Source organism: Halorubrum luteum (assembly GCF_054652935.1).
This window is the reverse complement of record NZ_BAAIGT010000002.1, coordinates 1,600,705-1,620,720: the sequence shown is the minus strand read 5'-3', so window position 1 is coordinate 1,620,720 and position 20,016 is coordinate 1,600,705. Positions and strand designations below refer to the sequence as shown.

The following is a 20,016-nucleotide window of genomic DNA, read 5'->3' as shown; positions in this document are numbered from 1 at the left end:
GACCGTCATCGACTAACCGATCGTCGTGTTGAACACTATCGGCGCGCTGTGGGGCTTTCTCTCGCCGACGCGGTCGTTCGCGGTGACGCCAAAAGGTCACTGCCCAGGCGATCGAAACCGAGCATCCCGACTTCGGGTTCGGAGAACTACTGCTCGAGGACCACGTCGATCGTGAGCTGAGCGAGTCGCCGCTGGACCCGAGGAAACTGTAGCCGGTCGCGCTCAGGGTTCTGACGCCCGTTCGGTTCGTCGTCCGTCCCTCCCGAGTTCGACCGCCCGCTCGGATCGTTGCTCACCCGTCCGAGGGTGTCATCGAACACCTCGCACACCGACACGCGAATCGTTCAGTGCAGCCATCGAGGTAATCGATACCGGGCGTATATTGCGCATACGAGAATCGATGTGTGGTTTATAAAGGTGTATTCAGCGTGGTGAGGAGTGGTATATAAGTGAGCGGTGGAGCAGAGACCGACTTGGAAGCCCCAGCCGCGACGGCTCGCGCGGCTCGCTGCGCGCTTCAGTCGCTCACTTCGCTCGCTCCTTGCAGTGCTTGCTTCGCCGTGCGTCGCCCTCGCGGCTGCCCCTTCCAGTCCCGCCCCGCACCGCAGCCTCGGACCGCCCCAGCCTCGACCGGAGGGGCCGCCGGAACGCTCGGCGGCCCCTCCGGTCTCCCTCGCGCGCTCGCTCACGGGCCGAAGGCCCGCTCGCGGCGCGCGCCACCGCAACCACAAGCAGAGCATTGTTCGGTTATCAGGTGACGGCGGGCGGTCGGCGCGCGCCTCCGAGCGCTCTGGAAAGAGCGCGAGGAGCGCGTGCGAGGGACGCGGTGAGCGCTCGGAGAGCGCGAACCGCGAGGCTGGGGAGGCGTGAGGTGCGGTTGCGGTGCGGTCGGGTGGGGTTGAAAGGGGCAGCCGTGATCCCCGCGAGCGGAGCGAGCGGGGGCTCGGGAGACGCAGTCTCCCGGTGGGGCGACGCCCGCCGCTGTAAGCACCACAGGGAGCGAGCACCGCGAGCGACCGAGGAGCGCAGCAAGGCGCGCGAGCCGTCGCGGCTGGGGCTTTCGGATCGTTCGTCGCGGAGCTATCGCTCCCGCGACTCACTTATAAATCACCTCCAGATCCATCACGCAATCACGTATAAACCACCCATCCACCCTCGTGAGCGACGTACGCCCGGTATCGATCACGAAGCAAGCAGCGTCTCACGGCTAAGTCGGGTATGCGATCATGGAATACCACCATGACAACAGTTCCATGACACCCTGCACCCGTTCGCCAAGCGATGCCCATTTACCTGCTGCAGTGAACCATCGTCGTAACCGATGACGGTCCGGCTCCAGTACGAGGACGGGACGATCCGTGTCGACGCCGGGACCGGCGCCGACGCCGGAGGCGACGCTGACGCCGACGACGCTGACGCCGACGACGCTGACGCCGACGACGTTGCCGCGGCGTCGCTTCCGCCGCTCCCGGGCGTGGAGTCCGACCCTCGAACCGGGACGGGTCGCGCTCCCGCGTATCGGTACGCCGAGATCCGTCGCGCGCTCGAAGTGGCTGGGGTTTCCGTCGACGACGAGGTGCTCGATCTCACGGAGCTGGAGCTGTCGACCGCGTACGACCTCCGCGAGTACCAGCGGGACGCGCTCGACGCGTGGCACGACGCGGGCGACCGCGGCGTCCTCGAGCTGCCGACCGGGGCCGGCAAAACCGTGATCGCGATCCGCGCGATGGTGGAGCTGGGCGTGCCGACGCTCGTCGTCGTCCCGACGATCGATCTTCTCGAGCAGTGGCAGCGGGAGCTGGAGACGGAGTTTGACCGCCCGATCGGTCGATACGGCGGCGGCGAGCAGCGCACCGAGCCGATCACGGTGTCGACGTACGACTCCGCGTACCTCAAGGCGGAGGACGTGGGAAACCGGTTCGGGTTCGTCGTGTTCGACGAGGTCCACCACCTCGGCGGCGAGGGGTACCGCGACATCGCTCGACTCCTGCCCGCGCCCGCGAGGCTCGGGCTCACCGCGACGTTCGAGCGACCGGACGGCGCCCACGAGCGGGTGGCGGAGCTCGTCGGCGACCGAGCGTACGCGCTCGACGTCGACGACCTCGCCGGGGAGCATCTCGCAGCCTACGACATCCGACGGATAGAGGTCGAACTCACACCCGAGGAACGCGAGCGCTACGACGAGAAACAGGGGACGTTCGTCGAGTACGTCCGCGACGCAGGGATCACGTTCACGAGCGGCAGCGACTACCGGGAGCTGGTGAAACGGTCCGGCAACGACCCCCGCGCTCGGCGGGCGTTGCTCGCGAAGCAGGCTGCCCGGGAGATCATGATGAACGCGGACCGGAAGATCGACCGGCTAGAGACGATCCTCGACCGACACCGAGACGACCGGGTCATCGTGTTCACCGCGCACACCGACCTCGTGTACCGGCTTTCGGAGCGGTTCCTCCTGCCCGCGATAACCGCCGAGACGAGCGCGTCGGAGCGCCGGGAGACGCTCGAGCGGTTCCGCGACGGGACGTACAGCCGGATCGTCGCCGCGAACGTCCTCGACGAGGGCGTCGACGTGCCGGACGCGAACGTCGCCGTCGTCCTCTCCGGTTCGGGGAGCGAACGCGAGTTTACACAGCGGCTCGGCCGGATCCTCAGACCGAAAGCCGACGGCGGCCGAGCGACGCTGTACGAGCTTGTGAGTGCTGAGACCGCGGAGGAGCGGGTCGCGAACCGTCGCCGGTGACAGCCGATCCGGGGATGTCCGGGTCGGTGACTACCGATCCGGATCGCCTCAGTCGGTGCGGTGAACGTCGAGCGTCAACGACCCTCCGGCGTCGAACCGCTCGAACGGGACGTCGACGAGGAGCTCGACGTGGCTCTCGTCGTCGGCCGAAACGGTGACGTCGGTGCCGGCTTCGACGGTCTCCTCGTCAACCGTCACCGTCACGACGACTCTACCGGAGCGCTCGCCCGGCGCGTCGTTGATCACGGTCGCAGTGACGAGCAGCCGTCCGTCGTCACCCTCGAGGAGGTCCCACGCACCGATCCGAAACGCCGGCGGCTCCTCGTCAGGATCCGACGGGTCGGTCGGATCGGGCGATCCCGCGTCCGCCTCGGTCGGGGGGTTCCGAGGACCGGACGGTGGGGCGGCGTCGACGCAGCCGACCGTCACGACCGACAGGGACGCGCCGAGCAGCTGTCGTCGTCGCATGGCCGAGCGTTTGCGCGACGACGTATAGGCGTTCGGCTCTCCGTACGAGCGTTCGACTCTCCGTACGAGCGTTCGGCTCTCCGTACGAGCGTTCGACTCTCCGTACGAGCGTTCGACTCTCCGTACGAGCGTTCGACTCTCCGTACGGGCGTTCGACTCTCCGTACGAGCGTTCGACTCTCCGTACGGGCGTTCGACGCGGCGGCATCGGTGGTCGCCGTCGAGAGCGGCGCTTTTATGATCGCGCCGTCTATCGGTCGCCGTGTTACGCAAGGACCTTCTCCGGGTCTCCCGGGCGGGCGGTGGCTTTCGCCCCCGATTCATCGGTCGAGAGCAGCGACCGTTGGCGGCCCGCGTGCTCGGGACGTTCACCGACCACGTCGGCGATCGACGCGGTGATCTCGAGGCGGCTCTCACGGCGCTGGAGGGGGAAGCCGACGATTTTAAACTCGTTCGCGGGTTGGCGGCGCTCGTGGAGCGGGAGTGTCGATTCGAGACGCGCTCGCCGGTCCCCCCGCGTCGCGTCAGGCGGACCGTCTTCGAGGCCGCGGAGACGGTCGGGGTCGCCTCGGAATCCGAGCGCCGGGCGGCGGTCGACCGCGCCGCCGATTCGCTGGGGGTTACGGTCGCGGACATCGAGCACGCGCTGTACGCCGACCGCGACGTCAACGAGGTGCTCGTCGACGCCGACGTACGGTGGGACCCGGACGCCCTGCTCGACCAGTACAACCTCTCGCTGGCACAGACGGCGCTGTTCGACGCGACCGCGGTGCGGATTCGATCGAACGATCCGAAGCGACTCGTCTCCGCGGTCAAACGGCTCCGACTGATGTACGAGATCGAGCGGACCGACGCCGGATCGGCGGACGGGGCGACCGTCGACGCCGAATCGGCGATGTCGACGCGGGAGCTCGTCGTCACCGGTCCCGACGCGCTGTTCACCCGAACGCGGCGCTACGGCACTGCGTTCGCACGCTTGCTTCGGACGGTCGCGGAGTCGGACGAGTGGCGGATGGAGGCGACGATCGACGACCGCGGGCGGGAGCGGACAGTGACGCTGTCGCCGGACGACGTCACCGTTCCGGGCGTCGAGCCGGTGGTCGAACCCGACTTCGACAGCGGCGTCGAGGCCGACTTCGCCGCACGGTTCCGATCGCTCGGGACTGACTGGACGCTCGTCCGCGAGCCGGAGCCGTTGGAAGCCGGTCACCGGGTGATGATCCCGGATTTCGCGTTCGAGTACGACCACGCCGACTTCCGGCTGTTCTTCGAGGTGATGGGGTTCTGGACTCCCGAGTACGTCGAGAAGAAGCTCGGTCAGCTGGCGGACGTCGAGGACGTCGACCTGCTCGTGGCGGTCGACGAGAGTCTCGGCGTCGGAGAGGAGATCGCTGCTCGCAACCACCGGGTGGTCACCTACGCCGGCACGCTCAGGGTGAAAGACGTCGTCGACGTGCTTCGCGAGTACGAAGCCGAGCTCGTCGACGCAGCCGCTGCGGAGCTGCCGGAGACGCTGACGCCGGCGTCGGCCGTGCTCTCGCTCGCCGACCTTGCCGCCGCGCACGGCGTGAGCGTCGAGGCGATCGAGGAGAAACGGTTTCCGAACCACGAGCTGGTCGGGCGAACGCTCGTCACCCCCGGCGTGCTCGACGACGTCGCGGCCGAGCTCGACGCCGGTATGGATCTCGACGACGCAGAGGCGGTCCTCGCAGATTACGGGATCGACGACGCGAGCGCGGCGCTCTCGCGGCTCGGCTATCGTGTCGAGTGGGAGGGGCTCGCTGGGGGAACGCTGCGGCGAAAAGCCCAGGAGGACTGATCGTCTCCACGGATCGGCGTGTGTGCCGATACGAGTAGCCGTCCGACCCGCGTCGGATCACTCTTCCGTTCCCGCGTGCAGGACGGGTGTAATAATTTACTATTATACGAATACCTTTTACTCACCGAGCAATACATGCGTGATGATGTCATCCAAGACAACGAATACCACGACACCGATATACACGAGCACTCGGGTCCCACCCGTTGAGCAGTCAGATCGGACGTCTTCGCGTCAGGGTGGTGGTGTGTCCCGGGTCACTGACCAACCGGTCGCGGTCGCTCGAGTACCATCCCCGACATCGCGGTGACGCGCCTCGTCGACGGTGAACACGGTCCACAGGACCCTGCTCACGGCGAGGAAAAGGTCATTCTCTCGGTCGGAGGATACGCGTCGATCGCACACCGAAGGCGACGAGGGCTACGAGGGCGACGGTCGCGAGAACGGTCGCGAGAACGCCGAATCCCTCGATGTCCTCGTTGCTCACGCCAGTAGACTCGGTCGGCGTCGACTCGTCCGTCCCGTCACGGCTCGCCGACCCCTCCTCGTCCGTCGCATCCTCAGCTTCGACGTCGTCGGCGAGTGTGACTCCCAAATCGTCGCCTTCCTCCGCGTCGCGGCTCCCGTCACCGCCGAGGGGAGCGTGCCTTTCACCGCCGCCATCGATCGCGATGACGGCCTCGCGGGTCGTTAACACCGGCAACCCCCACTCGAGGATCTCTGCCGACGCCGACTCGAACTGCAACACTGCGTCGGCGGACGGGGCGTCGTCGGCGACCTCGAAGCTGATCGTCGCCGTCGGGGTCTCCCCGGTGTCGCTCACGCCACCGGCGGGCGGATCGCGCGTCTGCTCGACCGTGACCCGTCCCGCCTCCTCGTCGATCGTCATCTCGTGGACGACGTCAGTATCGGTCTCTTGGTACATCCACGGGCCGGGCTCGACATCGGTCGCTGTCAGGAGTTCGGAGTCGTATGCGACGGCGTACTCGAACGACCGGACCCCCTCGTCGCCGTACCCCGCCATCGCGCTCAGCGTCACGTTCACCGACACGGTCTCGCCGGGGTCGGCCGCAGTTTCGTCCGGCTCGAAATCGAGCAGTCCGGGAGTGTCCGCGGCGAGACCGCCGGTCGCCAGTCCGCCAGCGAGAGCCGCGACGCCGACGAGCAGCACGAGGAGGATCCCGAGAGCCATCCGCCGGGACCGGAACCGACTCATTCGGGGACGGTCACCTCCACTGGCGGCATATCGAGGAACGCCGTCTCGTAGCCGGCGTGTCTGGACACCTGCGGCGGCGACTCGAAGACGACCTCGACGGTGTCGCCGGGTGCGAGCGATGCGGCGATCCCGTAGTGGAGACCGAGCTCGTCGTCGAGGGTCTGTTCGAGCGCGCCGCTGACCGCGCCGTCGACGGCGATGGCGGTGTCCGCCAGCGGCACCCGGTTGTACGGAGTTCGCGGGCTGACGAAGAGGTAGTCGTCACCGCCCACGAGCCGCGATTCCTGTAGATAGCGAACGACGACTCGCGCGTCGCCGGTCCGTGGCTCGCCGAGGCCGACGCCCGGATACGACTGCGCCTCCGGAAGCCGCGAGAACGGCATCATCATCTCCATCTCCTCGTCGTGGTGATGGTTCTCGCCGTCCTCGTCGTGGCCGTCGTGCTCGCCGTGATCCATCGGGTCGATCGCGCCGCGTTCGCCCCACAACGCCTCGTCGAAGTAGTGGACATCGTCGATGAGCCCCTGCCGGAGCGTCTCGGCGTACTCGAACTCGAACGTCGCGGTCCCACCCGCCTCAAACCGGCCGTCGAACGCCCCGGTCGTTCGTGTCGGGACGGAGGTCAGATCGACCTCGACCGTGTATGTACCGTCCTCGGGGAGCGGGACGTTATCGCCGAAGTGAAACCCCATCGACTGGGAGATCATCGGCCACGGGGCCCGTTGGTCGATGACGTCTCCCTCGTGGCGGACGCGGATCTGCGCGCCCGCATCGACCGGAAGTACCGTACCCGTCTCAGGGTCCCACGGCGTGAACATCAAGTGGACGCCACGTGCGGACTCCGGTACCACCTCCTCGGTCCGGTCCCCGGTGACGAGCCAGAACCGATGCGGATAGGTGAGCATCGGGGTCACCGCGTACTCGCCGGCGCGCTCCGTCGGTAAATGAACCATCGCCTCACGGTGGGTCGGTACGTACACCGCGTCCGGCGGGTTCTCGACCCGCGGAAGGTCGGGAAGCACGTCGTCCGGATCGACGTCGGCACCGGCGTCCGGCTCTTCGGCGTCGGAAGCGTCCGCATCGCCCGCAGACATCCCTTCGTCATCGCTACAGCCGGCGATGCCTACCGTCGCGAACGCTGTAGCGCTCGCCGAAAGCAATCGCCGCCGCGAGAGGCAGCCTCGGCTTTCCTCGTTTCGCCTCGCCTCGATTCGTGTCGTCGGTGTGTCGTTCGTCATCGTCTGGAACTCATGGCTCCGGAAGCGCTCGCTTCGATCGCGGCGGCACGAGGAAATTTCCGCGCCGGCGGACGAGGATGTACTGGAGAAGGCCGTTGTTCAGTCGTCGTCCCACGCCGCCCTCCGTGAGATCGGCACCGGTCATCGCCTCCCGGACTCGAATGAACTCCTCGATTCGTCGCTGATAGGCGATGAAATGGAGTCCCGGAGCGTCCCCGTCGACGGTGTTCACGTCCCTGCGGAGTAGCGGCGGGGTTCCGTCGTCGTCGCGGGCCCTAGCGGCCTTCTGTGCGTGTCCGACCACACCACGGGTGCGGGCGTGTGTCTCCGCGTCGTCCGCGACGTCGAGCGCGCCGGTCGAGCGACCCAGCTTCTCGCCGATGCACCCGACCCCCTCGTCGGCGTGCTCCGGACTGAACGTCTTGGCGACCCGCTGGAACCGGCTGTCCTGTTCGAACCACTGTCGGAGATTGAGGTCCATGCTGGAGACGTGCAGCGTCGTCCCGCCCGCGAACGGACCCTCGCGAATCGTCACGCGATCCTCCGGGGCTTGGCTCTCCGCGAACCCCGACCGAAACCCCATGAAGAACGGAGCCTCCCCGGGGATCGACGCCGGAACGTCGTCGCGGTCGGCGTGCTCGGCCGGGATCCCCTCGCCGACGAACCCCGTTCGGCGCGGCTCCGCCCGCTCGAACACGTCGTCGATCGGCGTCGGGTCGAGCCCGTTCGGCTCCGCCTCGCCGAACAGCGCACGTTCGGCCTCCAGCACCGCCGCCGGAGAGTCGCTCGCGAGATGAACGATCGCGTCGAACGCGTCGAACGCCGGCGACTCCATCGATGTCAACGGCTCCGGGTCGGGGACCGGCGAGTCGACGTCGTCGAGGCGGTCGAAGTACGCCGGCGCGTAGCCGACGGTGAACAGCAATCCCTCAGCGTCATAGTCGTAGGCTCGCTCGAGCGTTTCGAAGGCCGCCTCGACCCGTTCCCTCGCGTCCGCGTCGAGATCGGTCCGGAGGCGGAGCGGGAGCAACACGCGGTGCTCCGGCTGAAGATGGTTTCCGTCATCGTCGGTCCGTAGCGCGTCGTTCCACGCATGCTGTCGCTCCGGCCGGTCGGCGGGGTTGCCAGCGGGGATGGTAGTCGACCCGTCGTCGCCGTCGAGACAGGCCGACAGTCCGGCGGCCCCGCCGGCCGCCACGGCGGCGCGGAGGTACGCGCGGCGGGAGAGCGATTCGCAGTTCGGAACGGTCACGAACTCGTTTCGGAGTGCATCGTTAAGAGGATGTCAGTACGGCAACCGTTACGTGTATCGATGACGCCGATCGGTCTCTCGTCCGCCCCGTCACCGTCCGCTTGGACGGAGTCGTGGGGTCGGTTCCGGGGTACTGACCGGTCGCCTCCCCGCTCGATCCGTGTCACGGATAACGGCAACTTTTTCGCCGAACTATGACACACGAATTCGCCCGAATTCTCAGCTTCTGCGGCCTTAGACGAAGGATTAGAGATAAAACATCGACAGTGTTTAGTTTCTCTACCCGAACGTGTACGTGTCATGCATAAAAAGACCCGACGGACGTTCCTCGCCGGGACGACGGCCGCCGGCGCGATCGCGCTGGCCGGCTGTGCCGACGACGACGATCCCGAGGCGACACCCGAAGACACGCCGGAGGAGACGGACGAGACGGAACCGGTATACGAGATCTGGGGTGCCGACCAGGGGACGAACACCATCTACATCCACCGGCCGGACGGCGACGGTGGCTTCGAGCAGGTCGACACGATAGACACCGGCGCGGTCGGCGGCGAGGTGCCGCATATGGTCGATTACACGTCGGATTACGAGTACGCCGCCGTCGCGTGTACCGCCGGCGCGCGGACGCTCATCTATCGGACCGAGGACCGCGAACTCGTCGCCAACCTCGAAACCGGAGCCGGCTCGCACTTCGCGGGGTTCTCGCCGGACGACGAGTACATCCACGTCGACGTCATCGGCGAGGAGAAAATCGTCCGCGTCGACGCCGACTTCGACACCGAGGAGTTCGAGCAGGTCGCCGAGATCGACCTCAGAACGAACGAGGCGGTTCTCGATGCGGGGATCGAGGACGGCTCGCCGATCTGCCACCAGTACGCGCAGGACGGTCGGTCGCTACACACCATCGGCCCGAGCTACTACGACGGCGCGCTCGTGATCGTCGACCACGATGAGTTCACCGTCGACCGGGCGTACCCCCACGAAGAGCTCCCGACGAACTGTGGCACCGTCTCTCATCCGACCGACGAGAAGTTCTATCTCACGGCCGGACTCCCCTCAGATCCGGACGCGGATCCCGACGAGGCCCCTCTCGCGGCCGAGGGTGTCGGTGACTTCTACGTGTACGACACCGCCGCCGACGAGGTGTCGACCGTCGACTCGACCCGCGGCGTCGACGCGCACGGGTTCTGGTTCACACCTGACGGCGAGGAGCTGTGGGTGCTCAACCGCGAGACGAACGACGGTCTGATCCTCGATCCCGAGACCGACGAGGTGATAGAGGAGATCGACGCGTTCGGGCCCGAGCAGTCGGACGACCCGACGGCGTCGGATGCGCCGGATATCATGTGGGCCTCGCCCGACGGCGAGTACATGTTCGTCACGCTGCGCGGGCCGAACCCGCTCTCCGGCGACCCACACGCCGCGACCGGGATCAATCCCGGCTACGCCGTGTTCGACGTGGAGAGCCGCGAGCGGGTCGATATCGTTCAGCCCGACGGGGACAACCCTGACAGCGATTTCCACGGGATCGGTGTCCGTCCAGTCGGCGACTACGACGGCTTCACCTCGCCGCCGTACTGAGGAGCATCAATGCGGTCGGTCGTGGTTGCGGTCGTGGTCGTGGTTGCGGTCGGACGCGTGTGCTACCGTTCGACCACGGGCAGCTCCGCCCTACTTCCCTTCGGTACCACCGATCGTAACTCGTCGTAGAGGTACAGTCCGACGCCGATCGGAGCGGTTTCATCCGCGATCTCGTGTGTCACGACCAGATACCCCCAGTCGCCGTCCCACTCGGGTAGTTCCTGGTCCTCGCCCGCGACGAACCGGGCGGCTCGCTCCGGTCCGAGCTCGACGACGTTCCGCGTCGCGAGGTGTCCGAACCGCTGGACTGCGCGGGTCGTCGGCTTCCAGTGTTCCTGTCGCGTGCGAAGGAACGTCATGCCGATCGCCTCCACGCGGCTCGGATCCGTCGCCTCTCCGGCGAATATCCAGATCTTTCCGGCGCCCTTCTCCCAGAACGTGTACGCCTCGAACGTCTCCGGCGCGATCCCGAATCGCTCCGCCCACCAGTCGAGCACCTCCCGGCGACTGGCTCGCGCCTCGACGACGCGGTCGTCCGGCGTCGCCGGCAGCCGGTCGAACTGCTGTCCGTCGTTTTTCGCGTCACTCATGCGTCCACCGCCGTCGAATCGGACGCGCTACCGCCGGCTCGTTCGTCTCCCCCGACGCGAAGCTTCGCACAGAAGAACCCGCCCGTGTCGTTGTGATGTGGATACACTCTGTGAGCCAGCTCGACGCGCTCGTCGTACGTCTCGCCGTCCCATTCCGTGACGCCGGGAGCGGTCTCGACGGGTAGCTCGAACGCGACGAGATCGCAGTCCGTCCCGCGGAGCGCGTGGTCCAGAACCGCCTCGTTCTCCTCGGGCGCGAACGTACACGTCGAGTAGACGACAGTCCCGCCGGGACGAGTCGCCTGCACTGCTCGCGTCAGGATCCCTTTTTGAATCCCTGCGACCGCCTCGACGTGCTCGTACGTCCACTGGTCGAGCACGTCCGGATTCTTTCGACAGGTTCCCTCACACGAGCAGGGGGCGTCGACGAGGGCCCGATCGAACTCGTCGAACGCGAGCGGCTTCGTCGAGAAGTTGCGCGCGTCCTGGTTCGTGACGACGACGTTCGTCACGCCGAGCCGCTCGGCGTTGTGTCGGAGCGCCGAGAGGCGACCGAGGTTGTTGTCGTTGGCGACGACCGTTCCGGTGTCGTTCATGTCGTCAGCGATCTGTGTGGTTTTGCTTCCGGGTGCCGCACACGCGTCCCAGACGCGCTCGCCCGGCCGCGCGTCGAGCGCCAGTCCCGGGAGCACGGACACCTCCTCCTGACCGTGCGTCCACCCGTGGACGTACGGCCAGTTCGTTCCCGGACTCCCGTCCGGAAGCGTCAACAGCCCGTCGTGCCACTCCACCGGGTCGTACGCCACGCCCTCCTCGTCGAGCGCCGCGCGGACCCGATCGACCGAGGCGTTGATCTCGTTGACGCGGACCACGGACGGAAGCGGCCGATCGCAGGCCGCACGGAACGCCTCGACGTCGTCGACGAGAGGCTCGTACCGCTGAAGCGGGTTCATACCTCCCGTTCCGGTCGGGATGGTTTGTCGGTTTCGGGAGCCGACCATCCAGTCGGGACGGCTCGCTTCGCCGGCTTCCGGCTGATCGTCCCTGTGAGATCGTCACAGGGATTTAGGTTCCGTTCCGCGTACACGGGCGTATGGCACGCATCTCCGTCGTCGACGACGTTACGCTCGAGGACCCGGTGCTAGTCGAGGGGTTCCCGGGGATCGGATTAGTCGGCAAGATCGCGGTCGACCACCTGATCGACGCGTACGAGATGGATCACTACGCGAACGTCCACTGTGAAGGGCTGCCGCGAGTCACGACGTACCACGAGTCGGCGACGACGCTCACCACGCCGGTTCGACTGTACGCCGACGAGACGCGTAACCTGATCGCGTTACAGAGCGACGTGCCGGTCAACCCGGACGCGGCCGTCGAGTTCGCCGGCTGTCTCGCCGGGTGGTTCGACGAGGAGCGTGTCCTCCCGGTATATCTCTCCGGCCTCCCGCAGGAGAAGGATGAAGCGCCACCCGGGCTGTACGGCGTTTCGACCGGGGACGCGTCGAGTCGACTCGCCGAACTAGACATCGACGAGCCGTCCGAATCCGGCATCGTCTCGGGTCCGACCGGTGCGATGCTCGCCGACGCGCTCGAACGCGACGCTCCGGCGATCGGGTTAGTCGTCGAGTCGGACCCACAGTTTCCCGACCCGGAGGCCGCGCGCGTGCTCATCGTCGACGGCATCGACGCGATCGCGGGAACGTCAACCTCCGTCGAGGGGCTCGTCGATCAGGCGACGGAGATCAGAGAGGCGAAACGACAGTTCGCAAAGCGGATGCAGCAGGCGACACAGGAGAGCTCGCAGGCGGAGCCGCTGAAAATGTACCAGTGAGTGTGTCCGGTCGGTCACCTCCCTTTTGGGAGTGGGCGTCCACCCGAGACGATCACTCCTCGGCTTCCAGCTCGTCGAGGATCGGTCGGTACTTAAGCTGGACCTCATCCCACTCGCGGTCCGGGTCGGAGTCGGCGACGAGCCCCACGCCGGCGAACAGCGTGGCACGTCGTTTGTCGGCGACTGCCGACCGGATCGCCACCGCGAACGCGCCGTTCCCGGCCGCGTCTATCCAGCCGACCGGCGCGGCGTACCAGCCGCGGTCGAACGGCTCCGTCTCGTGGATCGTCTCGAGCGCGCGGTCCGGCGGTAGTCCGCCGACTGCCGGAGTCGGATGCAGTGCCTCGACGAGCTCCAGCACGTGACCGTCCCCGGTCAGCTCGGCCGTGATCGGCGTGTGAAGGTGTTGAACGCTCGGCAGTCGACGAACCCGCCGCTTGCCGGCCGATATCGACGCAGCGTACGGGCCGAGCTGCTCGCGGATCGTCTCGGCGACGAGGTCGTGTTCGTGGACGTTTTTCGGGTCGTTCGATAGCTCCTCGGCAAGCCACTCGTCCTCGGCGGGCGTCTCGCCGCGACCGGTCGTTCCGGCGAGTGCGTCTGTCTCCACGGTGCGTCCGCGCAAGGAGACGAGTCGTTCCGGCGTCGCGCCGAAGAACATCTCCTCGCCGGCGTCGGGCTCGAAACAGTACCGGTAACAGTCCGGATACGTCTCGCCGAGTCGCTCCAGCGTCGCCGCGCGGGGGAACTCCGCCGCCAGATCGGTTTCGAGCGCCTGTGCCAACACGACCTTCTGGAGGTCCCCGGCGCGGATCCGATCCAGCGCCGCCTCGACGCTCTCGTGCCACGCGTCTCGACTCGTCGTCCGGCGCTGGGCGCGGATCCCTGGCCGCGTCGCCACGCTGTCGAGTCGCGTCGCCACGCGGCCGAGTCGCTTCACCTCCCGGTCGAGTCGCGTCTCGACGGCGTCGACTGTCGCGTCGGGTCCGGTTGCGCTCACCGTGAGCCACGTCCCGTTGTCCGCGAACGTAACCTGTACGCGCGGGAGCACGAACCGGGCCTCCGGGAACGCGGTCCACGGCTCGCCGTCGCAGGCGCCGTGGTGGAACGCGAAACCGCCGAACAGCCGCGGGCGGGCGGCTTCGGTGCCCGCGTGGACGTCGCCCGAGTCGAACAGCTCCGCGGCGGCGGTTCGGATCCGCTCGAACCGGTCGCTGCCGGACGCCGTGAGCGTCGCCGCCGCGCTGCCGCCAAGCACGAGCGCGTCGTCAGGGCCGCTCCACATCGTTCGGGGAGCGGGAAGCGCGTCGAACACCTCGGCGAACGCGAGCGCATCGACGTCGGTCGTTCGACTGACCACCGTCGGGAACGACCGCGAGCGCGGCGCTTCCATTGCACCCACGTCAGGCTCCCGATGCCTTTACGCTAACTATCGGGTCCGATCCGTTCGCGGCGGTGGCTACGGGACCCATCAGCTGTACCGCTCCTCGTTCCACGGATCGGCCGTGTCGCTGTATCCGCGCTTCTCCCAGTAGCCGAGTTCCGGTTCGGTCAGGAACTCGACGCCGGAGACCCATTTGGCCCCCTTGTACGCGTACTTGTGCGGCGTCACGACGCGGAGCGGACCGCCGTGGTCGCTCGGCAGATCGTCGCCGTCGTAGCCGTACGCGAAAAGCACCGCCTCGCGGTCGCAGTCCGCGAGCGAGAGATCCGTCGTGTACCCGTCCAGCGCGTGAAAGAGGACGTGCTCGGCGTCGTCATGGACGCCGGCGCGGTCGACGATCTCCGGGAACGGGACGCCGGTAAACCGACAGTCGAACTTGCTCCAGCCGGTGACGCAGTGGAAATCCTGTCGCTGTGTCACGGACGGGAGGTCGCGGAACTCCTCGAGGGTGTACGACAGCGGCTCATCGACGGCTCCCCATACCTCGAAGGCGTACTCGGACGGATCCCACGACGGGGTCCCGCTTTTTGAGAGCACGGGAAAGCGGTCGGTTCGACGCTGTCCCGGCGGGAGGCGATCGTCGCCGTACTCCGTGTACAGGTCGGTGACGTCGTCGATCTCCACGGCATCGGAACCGTCATCGATTCCGGCGGACGCGTCCGTGGCCGGGCCCGCTCCGTCGCCCGCCCCGGCGGCGTTCTCGCTCATACCCGATCCATGGGCTCGGTCAACGTATGGATGTCGCTTACGACCGACTGGTTTGAATTTTAAAAACAATAGTTCGAGACGTTAGAAACTCAGTTCTATGAGTTCAATAATATCCTCTATAATCTCAGTATCAGCGACGCCAAGTTTATATAGGCTATCCCATTACACCCGAGCAGAGAATGCCCCAAGTCGAGATCACCGTGCCGGAGCATCTTGAGATGCAGATCGCTCAGATGGTCGAACAAGGCGAGTTTCTCAACCGGGAGGAGGCCGTGGAGGAGCTCCTGTCGACTGGCATCAAAGCGTTTAAAACCGGCGGTCAGAGAGATGACGAGGAATCGGGCGGATTCGAGGACGAGGGGATGATGGGCCACGAAGACGAGTACGTCTTCTGACTCACCGACCCCGTCGCTGTCGTGTTAGCTCGCCGTAACTTTCCGCTGGACTTCGAACGCCCGTTCGATTACGTCGGTCGCCCCGTCGTTCGTGCGGCAAGTTCTCAACAAACCTTAACACGCTCACACGCCCTATCTGGTGTATGCACAAAGACGAACTCCTCGAACTTCACGAACAGATGGTGACGATCATGGAGCATTTCCGGGATCAGGAAACCGTCGACGACGCGCTGTTTGAGCCGTACGACGAGCTCAGCGTCGACCCCTCACACGTTCATAAATCCAAGAGCGAGCACAAACACGCCGTGTTCGTCCTCGGCAACGCGCTGGCGAACGCGATGAGCGAGGACGAGTTCTCCCCCGCCGGCCGCGTCGGCAAACGGATGGAGGAGCTCGCCGAGGACGCCGAAAACAAGATCTGAACGCAACGCTCCCGCGCGACTCCCGCCGGACCCACTCCCGCCGAAACCTGCGTATTGATTGTCGATGAGGTCCAGTCTTCTGACCATGATCGCGGAGCCATTCGTCTCGGATACGGCTCACCTTCTGGCGGCGACACTCGCCGCAGCGCTTGCGCTCGCGGTTGTGTACGGGATCGACCGCCCGGCCGGATCGTGGGGGCGTCGGCTCCGATCGCGGCTGTTGTTCGGCGTGCCGTGGGGGACGCTCGTCGCCATCGTGTTCGTGCTCGGCGTGTACCTGTTCGTCCAGAGCGGGCTCGAGAATCCGAACCGACCGGTCGTGATCCCGTTCCGCGCGTGGTCGTACTTCTACCCCGAAGGCGTGATCTGGTCGGGGTTCGCACACTCCAGCCGGAGCCACATCACCGGTAACCTTCTCTCGACGCTCGTCGCGGGCACCCTCGCCGAGTACGCGTACGGTCATTTTCCACGCGATCGGGGCTCGTCGACGTTCGATTCGCGCGGTTCGGTACTCGAGCGGGCGTCGTCGAACCCGTACCTCCGGGCGTTCCTGTTCGTTCCGGGAGCGATCCTCGTTTTCGGTGCGGTCTCCTCGCTGTTCGCGCTTGGACCGGTGATCGGCTTCTCCGGGGTCGTGTTCGCGCTATGGGGGTTCGCGCTGATCCACTACCCGATCGGCACGATCGCGGCGCTGACGGCGTCGACGCTGGTTCGCGTCGTTCACTCGACGCTCACTACCCCGATCGAGTTCGCGGAGGCGTCCTCCTCGTACGGCCCGCCGAGCTGGGCGAACATCGCGGTGCAGGGGCATGCGCTCGGGCTGATAGCCGGGATACTGGTCGCCGTCTGGCTTGTCCGGCGACGCCGTGATGGCAACGCCGGGAGCCACACCTCCGCGATCGTCGTGTTCGCTGCAGTGTTGCTTTTCGGCGCGTCCCGCCGCCTGTGGGCGGTGTACTGGTATCTCGGCAACGAGCAGTACGAGCTGTACCGGGCGATCGGAGTGGCGCTACTCGTCGTGCTCGCGCTGATCGTTGCCGTCGCCGTCGCCGGGCGGGACGAGCCGCTGTTCTCGTCTGCGAGTGATTCGACTCGGTCTCGCTCCTCCGTCCGCACCGCGACGCCGGCGGCGATCGGCGTCCTGCTCGTCGTGCTCGCGCTCGCGGCCGTGGCCGGGCCGGGTGTGGTTCCGAACCTCGTCACCGTCGACGACGGGGAGCTCCCGGGCGATCCGATCGAGGTCGAGGGGTATCAGGTGACGTACGCGGAGAACGTCGAGGACCAGATGGTGAGCGTGATCGACATCGAGGCGTTCGGTCGATCGACATCGGTCCGTACTTCCGGGGTGATCGTCAAGCACGCGGAGAGACATATCTGGACGACTGCGGTCTCGCGGGGGAACCTCGCTCACTGGGAGTACCGCGCGATCGACGTGGGTGGGACGGGATGGCGCGAGACCGTCTGGGCACAGCGAACCGGGTGGATCGCCGCCGATAGTGGCGCGACGTACCGCGTCGATCTGATCCACGATGGGGAGCGCTCGACCGCCTTCGTGAGCGATCCCCGGGAGGCGGAGCCACGGGTCGACGGCCGAAACGTAACCGTCGCCGCGGTCGAAGGCGGGTTCGAGCTTCGCGTCCACCACGACGGTGACACGGACGTCGCGCCGATACCGGCCGCGAACGAGTCCGTCGTCCTGCAGGACGTGCGATTCGTCCGCGAGGACCGAGCGGTGTTCGCCGAGCGCGGCGATACGCGAGTCCGGATCGCGGACGAAGAGCGGTACCAGGGCCGGGAACGGTAGCCGACGCTCGGCGGGCGACCAGTCGCCCGGTTCAGCGCCAGCGGATCCGATACACTTCGGTGTCGATCTCGCGGGCGTCGTCGACGTGGTGGTCGAACTGGGCGTCGACCTCGAAGTCGGCGGCGAACGCGTGGGTCACCTCGCCGCCACGGTCGCCCACGAACGACTCGACGAACGACCGGCTCCCGGCGTTGTGCACCGAGTAGGAGACGTCGGCGATCTCGCTCGCGGTTTCGAGGAACCCCCTGTCGGCGTGACGGTTCCCGTCCTGCGCGCCGAACGGCGGGTTCATCACGACGGTAACGGGGTCCGGAATCGCGAGCGGATGGCGTACGGCGTCGGCGTGGATCCAGTGAACCGGGGCGCTGGCCGCGACGCGGCGCTCGTTCGCTCGCGCGGTGAGAAGCGCCGAACGATCGATCTCGACGCCGACGACTCGCGCGGGACCGCGAAGCGCCGCGGCCAGCGCGAACATGCCGGTCCCCGCGCCGAGATCGACGATCGTTCGCCCGTCGACGTCGTCGTGAAGGTCGGCGAGGTGGACGACGTGTGCGGCGAGTTCCGGCGGGGTCGGGTACTGTTCGAGCGCGGCCTGCGGATTCTCGAACCCCGTCACGACTCCGAGCTTGGTCGCGAGGGAACGTTTCGTCGACATCGCGGTTACGTTGCAGCGTCCGAATCGGGAGCGTCACTCGACTCCGCAGACCCGGGAGCGTCACTCGACTCCGCAGACCCGGGAGCGTCACTCGACTCCGCAGACCCGGGAGCGTCACTCGACTCCGCGGCGTCGACGCGTACGAGCTGTACTCCTTCTCGGGTCGCGCGTTCCTCGAGCGCGGCCAGTGCGGGTTCGACGGTCTCCGGCTCCGCGATCTCGCTGACTCGGAGTTCGAGACGTCCGGCACCCAAAAACGACGCCGCCCGCACGAGCGCACGCAATCGGTCCGCCTCCGCCTGCGTCGCGAGCGTGCAGTCGCCCTCGAAACGGGTTTCGACCGCGAGCGTCGCCGGCTGATAGCCGCGAGCCGCGAGCGCCGCTTTCAGATCGCGTAGATGGCCCGGTGCCGTGCTCTCGAGATCGCGGGCCTCGACGACGATCGGATCGACGTCCGCCGGCCGACAGCCGTCCAGCGTTCCCTCCACTCCCGGTGACTGCGTCGTACTCATGCTCGCCTATTGTTCCTAGTTATATATAAGACTTTGTGAATGTCTAATAGTAATACTCACGCCGATGGAGCGGTTCGCCTCGAACGTCCGGATTCCGCCGATTTTATATATTCGCTGTCGGCGTCGTTCACGTCTCGTGTTTTTCCAGAACCCCATCACTTGCGGTACACGCGATCACCGGAGTCGGCGGAAAAGTCGCCGACTGCAAGGGGATCAGCCGTGATGACGGCTTCATCCGACTCCGCCGGAGCGTGTTTTTGTCTGACACGTGTGAAAAACTGTTAAATACCCCTGCCACCAGAAACCTTATAATGGAACGTCCGAGCCGACAGCGTCAACGGGAGCGGGACACCGAACGTGTATCTGACGACGAATCGCTGTCGTGTCCGGAGTGTGATTCGACCGAGATCGTCACGGATGCCGATCAGGAGCTCGTTTGTGAGGACTGTGGGCTGGTGCTTGATGAACGGACGATCGACCGCGGCCCGGAGTGGCGCGCGTTCAATCACTCGGAGCGGCAGTCGAAATCCCGTGTCGGCGCGCCGATCACCGAGACGATGCACGACAAGGGGTTGACGACGACGATCGACTGGAAGGATAAGGACGCGTACGGTCGGTCGCTCTCCTCGGAGAAGCGCTCGCAGATGCATCGTCTCCGGAAGTGGCAGGAACGCATTCGGACGAAAGACGCCGGTGAGCGCAACCTCCAGTTCGCGCTCTCGGAGATCGATCGTATGGCGAGCGCGCTCGGTGTCCCCCGATCCGTCCGGGAAGTCGCCTCCGTCATCTATCGTCGAGCGCTCTCGGAGGACCTCATCCGCGGGCGGTCGATCGAGGGCGTCTCGACCGCTGCGCTGTACGCCGCGTGCCGGCAAGAGGGGATCCCCCGCTCGCTCGACGAGGTCGCCGAGGTGTCACGGGTCCCACAGAAGGAGATCGGACGGACGTATCGGTATATCTCACAGGAGCTCGGGCTGGAGCTCAAACCAGTCGATCCGAAGCAGTTCGTTCCGCGCTTCGCCTCGTCGCTGGAGCTCAGCGAGGAGGTCCAGTCGAAGGCGACCGAGATCATCGACGTCTCCGCCGAACAGGGACTCCTTTCCGGGAAGTCGCCGACCGGCTTCGCCGCCGCCGCCATCTACGCCGCCTCGCTGCTGTGTAACGAGAAGAAGACCCAGCGCGAGGTTGCCGACGTCGCACAGGTGACGGAAGTCACCATCCGCAATCGCTATCAAGAGCAGATCGAGGCGATGGGCTTCAGGTGAGCAAGCCGAGAGCCATCGGCAGTTCGGTTTCGACGGGCCCCACCGTATCGCCGACCCCGCCGTACTGAGGAAGGGAC

17 protein-coding genes and 1 pseudogene are annotated in these 20,016 nt (G+C 66.5%); 8 read left to right on the top strand and 10 right to left on the bottom strand.

Going from position 1 to position 20,016, the window contains the following annotated elements; translation table 11 throughout:
- Positions 1-1,321 precede the first annotated feature (1,321 nt).
- Entirely contained in the window at positions 1,322-2,740 is a 1,419-nt protein-coding gene (locus ACYQ0R_RS08040) for a DEAD/DEAH box helicase (RefSeq protein ID WP_459822284.1), read from the top strand.
- A 48-nt stretch (positions 2,741-2,788) separates the two neighbouring features.
- Here ACYQ0R_RS08040 and ACYQ0R_RS08035 read toward each other — a convergent pair whose 3' ends face one another.
- A complete protein-coding gene (locus tag ACYQ0R_RS08035; RefSeq protein WP_459822282.1) occupies positions 2,789-3,208 on the bottom strand; it encodes a hypothetical protein in 420 nt (139 codons plus the stop codon).
- A gap of 261 nt (positions 3,209-3,469) precedes the next feature.
- On the opposite strand from ACYQ0R_RS08035, the gene ACYQ0R_RS08030 reads away from it, so the two are divergent.
- A complete protein-coding gene (locus ACYQ0R_RS08030) occupies positions 3,470-5,026 on the top strand; it encodes a DUF790 family protein (RefSeq protein ID WP_459822280.1) in 1,557 nt (518 codons plus the stop codon).
- A 367-nt stretch (positions 5,027-5,393) separates the two neighbouring features.
- Here ACYQ0R_RS08030 and ACYQ0R_RS08025 read toward each other — a convergent pair whose 3' ends face one another.
- The 3 genes from ACYQ0R_RS08025 to ACYQ0R_RS08015 are packed head-to-tail and all read right to left on the bottom strand — an operon-like array spanning position 5,394 to position 8,732.
- On the bottom strand, positions 5,394-6,242 hold the full coding sequence (locus tag ACYQ0R_RS08025; protein WP_459822278.1) for a cohesin domain-containing protein: 849 nt from the start codon (positions 6,240-6,242) through the stop codon (positions 5,394-5,396).
- Positions 6,239-7,480: a DUF7350 domain-containing protein gene (locus ACYQ0R_RS08020; RefSeq protein WP_459822276.1), complete on the bottom strand. Its 1,242-nt coding sequence runs from the start codon at positions 7,478-7,480 to the stop codon at positions 6,239-6,241. Before ACYQ0R_RS08020 ends, ACYQ0R_RS08025 begins: the two co-directional genes overlap by 4 nt.
- 10 nt (positions 7,481-7,490) lie before the next feature.
- Positions 7,491-8,732: a DUF7405 family protein gene (locus ACYQ0R_RS08015; protein ID WP_459822274.1), complete on the bottom strand. Its 1,242-nt coding sequence runs from the start codon at positions 8,730-8,732 to the stop codon at positions 7,491-7,493.
- Between the two features lie 300 nt (positions 8,733-9,032).
- On the opposite strand from ACYQ0R_RS08015, the gene ACYQ0R_RS08010 reads away from it, so the two are divergent.
- Entirely contained in the window at positions 9,033-10,313 is a 1,281-nt protein-coding gene (locus ACYQ0R_RS08010) for a cell surface protein (protein ID WP_459822272.1), read from the top strand.
- A gap of 62 nt (positions 10,314-10,375) precedes the next feature.
- Here the strand turns inward: ACYQ0R_RS08010 and ACYQ0R_RS08005 are convergent, their stop codons facing one another.
- On the bottom strand, positions 10,376-10,903 hold the full coding sequence (locus ACYQ0R_RS08005) for a DUF7122 family protein (RefSeq protein ID WP_459822270.1): 528 nt from the start codon (positions 10,901-10,903) through the stop codon (positions 10,376-10,378).
- Positions 10,900-11,856, bottom strand: a complete 957-nt coding sequence (locus ACYQ0R_RS08000) for an RsmB/NOP family class I SAM-dependent RNA methyltransferase (RefSeq protein WP_459822268.1) — start codon at positions 11,854-11,856, stop codon at positions 10,900-10,902. Before ACYQ0R_RS08000 ends, ACYQ0R_RS08005 begins: the two co-directional genes overlap by 4 nt.
- Before the next feature lie 140 nt (positions 11,857-11,996).
- On the opposite strand from ACYQ0R_RS08000, the gene ACYQ0R_RS07995 reads away from it, so the two are divergent.
- Positions 11,997-12,734 (top strand): proteasome assembly chaperone family protein, encoded by a 738-nt coding sequence (locus tag ACYQ0R_RS07995; RefSeq protein ID WP_459822266.1) that lies wholly within the window; start codon positions 11,997-11,999, stop codon positions 12,732-12,734.
- A 52-nt stretch (positions 12,735-12,786) separates the two neighbouring features.
- Here the strand turns inward: ACYQ0R_RS07995 and ACYQ0R_RS07990 are convergent, their stop codons facing one another.
- Both ACYQ0R_RS07990 and ACYQ0R_RS07985 read right to left on the bottom strand, forming a co-directional pair.
- Complete coding sequence (locus ACYQ0R_RS07990; RefSeq protein ID WP_459822264.1) at positions 12,787-14,127, bottom strand: isochorismate synthase; 1,341 nt, start codon at positions 14,125-14,127, stop codon at positions 12,787-12,789.
- 78 nt (positions 14,128-14,205) lie between these two features.
- Entirely contained in the window at positions 14,206-14,886 is a 681-nt protein-coding gene (locus ACYQ0R_RS07985) for a sulfite oxidase-like oxidoreductase (RefSeq protein ID WP_459822262.1), read from the bottom strand.
- A gap of 179 nt (positions 14,887-15,065) precedes the next feature.
- On the opposite strand from ACYQ0R_RS07985, the gene ACYQ0R_RS07980 reads away from it, so the two are divergent.
- The 3 genes from ACYQ0R_RS07980 (at position 15,066) to ACYQ0R_RS07970 (ending at position 17,507) form a co-directional block, all read left to right on the top strand.
- Positions 15,066-15,281 (top strand): DUF7120 family protein, encoded by a 216-nt coding sequence (locus ACYQ0R_RS07980; protein WP_459822260.1) that lies wholly within the window; start codon positions 15,066-15,068, stop codon positions 15,279-15,281.
- 143 nt (positions 15,282-15,424) lie between these two features.
- The gene (locus tag ACYQ0R_RS07975) at positions 15,425-15,703 is read left to right on the top strand and encodes a UPF0058 family protein (protein WP_459822258.1); all 279 of its coding nucleotides are present in this window, start codon (positions 15,425-15,427) and stop codon (positions 15,701-15,703) included.
- Positions 15,704-15,788: 85 nt separating this feature from the next.
- Positions 15,789-17,507, top strand: coding sequence for a rhomboid family intramembrane serine protease (locus ACYQ0R_RS07970; protein ID WP_459822256.1), 1,719 nt, complete (start codon positions 15,789-15,791; stop codon positions 17,505-17,507).
- A 31-nt stretch (positions 17,508-17,538) separates the two neighbouring features.
- Here ACYQ0R_RS07970 and ACYQ0R_RS07965 read toward each other — a convergent pair whose 3' ends face one another.
- Positions 17,539-18,162 carry an METTL5 family protein gene (locus ACYQ0R_RS07965; protein ID WP_459822254.1) on the bottom strand — a complete coding sequence of 208 codons (624 nt, stop codon included), beginning with the start codon at positions 18,160-18,162 and terminating at the stop codon, positions 17,539-17,541.
- 131 nt (positions 18,163-18,293) lie between these two features.
- A pseudogene (locus ACYQ0R_RS07960) lies at positions 18,294-18,674 on the bottom strand (DUF7961 family protein); the annotation flags it as partial.
- Positions 18,675-18,985: 311 nt separating this feature from the next.
- On the opposite strand from ACYQ0R_RS07960, the gene ACYQ0R_RS07955 reads away from it, so the two are divergent.
- The gene (locus ACYQ0R_RS07955; RefSeq protein WP_459822252.1) at positions 18,986-19,939 is read left to right on the top strand and encodes a transcription initiation factor IIB; all 954 of its coding nucleotides are present in this window, start codon (positions 18,986-18,988) and stop codon (positions 19,937-19,939) included.
- Positions 19,940-20,016 lie beyond the last annotated feature (77 nt).